The following is a 3,395-nucleotide window of genomic DNA, read 5'->3' on the forward strand; positions in this document are numbered from 1 at the left end:
ATGGTTAAGCCTGTCTTCAGTGACAATACCCTTAATAGTTCCACTATATCTATACCTTTAAGGTCTAAGGATATCTTACCATCGGTATCGCTGACCTTTGGCTGGGACTGGGTCTGTATTTGAGAGGGGTCCTGCTCCTGCGCAAAAACAGCGGTCACAAGCAGACCGAATATCACAATAACCGATAATACCGCATTCCTCATCTTAATTCCCACTCTTCAGCTCCCCTGCCCACCACGACCTTATCCCTCAATATGTTCCTTACCTCTATATCCCCTATCTTATCGCCCTTAGTAACAAAATACGTCTTCTGTTCCTTGGAATTTTCAATCATGGCCTGTGGATTATCCGACCATAGTATGCCAACAAGTTTTAAATTACCCAGCGTAAGCCCTATATCCACAGATGCCTGCGCTTCGGCTTTTGACGGCAATAAGGTAAACATATTTCTTCTTTTTATCTGCGTCAGGGCTTCTTCTATATTTACATCCACTTTGGCCAAAATTTTCTCTTCCTGTCTGGATGCCTCCTGGCCGGATATAACCTGCTTGAAACGCTTTGCGAGGCCAATACCTGTAGCCGTAAAATTAAATATCCAGGCCAGGGTAATGATTAAACACGCAACCGCCATTATCTTGTTTATCAGCCTAAGATTTATCCTCTTTAAAATGCTTTTATCCAGATGAAGTCTGCCAAACCAGCTCTTTAAAGGAGCCGCGTTTATAGACTTCATCTTCCCGGCTAAAGACATATCGCGCTTGGGCACATCGGGATTTTCTATTATCTTCAGCAGCTTCTCTTCGGGTGTAAGGTTGTCTTTTGCCATACGGTTAAGCGCTTATCTTGACATCTTTCGATATCAGATCCTTTATTATGTTAACGTCTATAATATGTTTATTCTCCAGCACAAGCTCTTTAAGGGCGTTGTGGCAAAGTAACGATATCCGTCTCGGATACCCCTGGGTGTAACGATATATCTCCTTCATGGCTTCATCGGTAAAAAATTCCACGGAAGAATTGCACCCCGCCGCTTTGAGGCGGAATTCTATCATCTCCTTCGTCTCATTTTCATCAAGAGGGTTAAGCATATATTTCAGGCTTATCCTGTCCCATAGATTCTTTATTTCGCGGAGCCGCGGCAACAATTCCATCTGCCCCATAAGCACAAGCTGCAACAACTTATACTCATTCGTTTCATAATTCAACATTACGCGTAAAGTTTCCAGTGATAACGGATTTAATTTCTGCGCCTCATCGACCAGAAGCACTACTATCTTGTTCTCTTCAACGGCCTTCTGGAACAGGTATTTTTTTATCGCTTCCTTGTAATCGAGCACCGAGAGTGCCGGAGAAATATTCATCTCTATGCCAAATGTCCTGGCTAAAGACTCCAAAAAAAGTTTTTCACTGTCATACGTAGGATCCAATATCATATGGAATATGATATCGTCCCTTTCTTTAAGCATCTGGAATAATTTTCGTGATAGCGTAGTCTTACCCGTACCGACGTCCCCTAATATAGTGCTTAAGCCGCGCTTGAGCCTTATCTCTATCATAAGACGCATGAGCGCCGCGTGATGCTCCTGCGATTCGTAGAAGAACGCGGGGTCCGGGCTCGTGGAAAACGGCTCTTTGTCCAGACCCAATATCTTATAATAACTCATCTTAGATACCTACCAGCTTTTTACGTATAAGGTTCAGGGGATATCCTTCCTGGGATAATCTGAATATTTCCTGAAGCCTATTCTTTACCAAGCCCTCTTCATACATCCTCTGATTGCCGTTCTTCTTCGAAATAGGCAGCAGGCCTATAGCTGTATAGTAGTTCAGAGTATGATACTGAATGCCGAATTTTTTTACCATCTCCTGCGCTGAAATAAGTTTCATATGTATTTAAGTAGTTACAGTAATTACTCCAACTGCTGCATTTACTTTAATATTTCTTTAATCCTTTGCTCTTTACGGCCACATCTGTGTCTTTATCTTTAACAGTAACCGCCGTTTGCGCGGCCTTACCTGCCGGGCTCCTTTTCAACGGCTGGTCTTTCTTCGCTTCTATCTCTTCTATCTTTTTATCTATAAGGTCTTCTTTGAGCGGCCTGGGGAGAACGTCTGCCGGATAGAGATCCTCCATAGTGTGGTCATCCACAGGAGCTTCACCCGTTATTATATGAGGCGTGATGAATATTATAAGTTCGGTATTCTTCCTCTGGGTGGATCTTTTGCTAAAAAGCGCCCCCACGCCCTTAATCTTTGAAACATACGGCCAGCCTGTTAAATCATCCACATTCTCTTCTCTCATCAGCCCCGCTATCATTATCATGGTGCCGTCTTTTACTTTTACCACCGTTTCGGCCTCCGATGTCGCGATGATGGGTATCTGGCTCTTTAAGTATGTCGTGAGGATACTTTCCACTGTGCTGACTTCCGGCTTTATCTTCATTACTATGAAGCCATCGCTTGATATGGAGGGTACCACATTTAACTTTACCCCTACATCCACGAACTGTACGCTTTCCGAGGTCACCGTGGTTGTTTGTGCCTGGCTTAAGGTCTGGCTCACATACGCGTCTCTTTTGCCTACCATTATCTTCGCTTCCTGATTATCCACTACAGCAAGACGCGGGCGGGATAATACTTTGGTATTGCCGTATGTCTGAAGAAAATTAAACAACGCCGTATAATTTGTATCGGCAAGCGTCCCAACGCTTACCTGCTGCATGGGGCTGGTAAGGCCGGAAGGAAAAAATCCGCTCAAGTCAACCGTGCCCATCTTGAGCCACTTAAGCCATTGCTTCTGTGAAGCCATGGCTCTCCAATCTATGCCGCGCTCAAATTTATCGTTTAATGTTACCTCTACTATTTCAGCCTCTATAAATACTTGAAGCGGCGCGGTATCAAAAGCTTTTATCATTTTGCGTATCTTCGCTATCTTGTCCGGCAAGTCCGAAACAACGACCTTCTGCGCTTTTTCATCTACCAGCACCTCGCCTAATCCCGGAGTGATAGCGCCTGATAGATGTCCCTTAATATCGGCCGGTTTCGCGTATTTAAGATCGAATACGGCGGTACTAAGAGGTTGGTCGAGATCCGCTATGATATCCTGCATCAGCTTCAACCTGTCGGGCACATCGATAAGAAAGATCGTGCCGCTCGATTCATCCGCCACTATCTTGCCCACATCCGATTTTAACTGGCTTATCGCGTTAAATACGATGGAGGGTTTGGAGTATTCCAATTTTACTATCTTGACTCTTCTCTTATCGGTATATTTCTTGCCGTAAAGTTTCTCATACTCCAAAGATGTCATTACGTTTATTATGTCGCCTCTCCTGTCCGCGGCAAGGTCCTGGCTAAGTAATATTATATTAAAGGCGTCGTCGAATGAGAGGTTA

The 3,395-nt window shown here is 44.2% G+C and carries 5 protein-coding genes; all 5 read right to left on the reverse strand.

Annotated elements, in window-relative coordinates; translation table 11 throughout:
- Window positions 1-203 (reverse strand): hypothetical protein (locus Q8R38_02370; GenBank protein MDP3790869.1); only part of this gene is annotated, 203 nt, incomplete at its 3' end.
- Window positions 200-826, reverse strand: coding sequence for a hypothetical protein (locus tag Q8R38_02375; protein MDP3790870.1), 627 nt, complete (start codon window positions 824-826; stop codon window positions 200-202). The genes Q8R38_02370 and Q8R38_02375, both read right to left, overlap by 4 nt.
- Before the next feature lie 4 nt (window positions 827-830).
- A complete protein-coding gene (locus Q8R38_02380) occupies window positions 831-1,664 on the reverse strand; it encodes an AAA family ATPase (GenBank protein ID MDP3790871.1) in 834 nt (277 codons plus the stop codon).
- A 1-nt stretch (window position 1,665) separates the two neighbouring features.
- Entirely contained in the window at window positions 1,666-1,887 is a 222-nt protein-coding gene (locus Q8R38_02385; protein ID MDP3790872.1) for a MerR family transcriptional regulator, read from the reverse strand.
- Window positions 1,888-1,933: 46 nt separating this feature from the next.
- A partial coding sequence (locus tag Q8R38_02390) for a secretin N-terminal domain-containing protein (GenBank protein ID MDP3790873.1) occupies window positions 1,934-3,395 on the reverse strand: 1,462 nt, incomplete at its 5' end.

The sequence above is a fragment of the Candidatus Omnitrophota bacterium genome (genome assembly GCA_030695905.1).
Classification (GTDB): domain Bacteria; phylum Omnitrophota; class Gorgyraeia; order 2-01-FULL-45-10; family 2-01-FULL-45-10; genus CAZHPY01.

Bases quoted from the DNA above. Each gene is read 5' to 3' on its own strand.
- Q8R38_02375 (MDP3790870.1), bottom strand. From the start codon at position 826: ATGGCAAAAGACAACCTTACACCCGAAGAGAAGCTGCTGAAGATAATA.
- Q8R38_02380 (MDP3790871.1), bottom strand. From the start codon at position 1,664: ATGAGTTATTATAAGATATTGGGTCTGGACAAAGAGCCGTTTTCCACG.
- Q8R38_02385 (MDP3790872.1), bottom strand. From the start codon at position 1,887: ATGAAACTTATTTCAGCGCAGGAGATGGTAAAAAAATTCGGCATTCAG.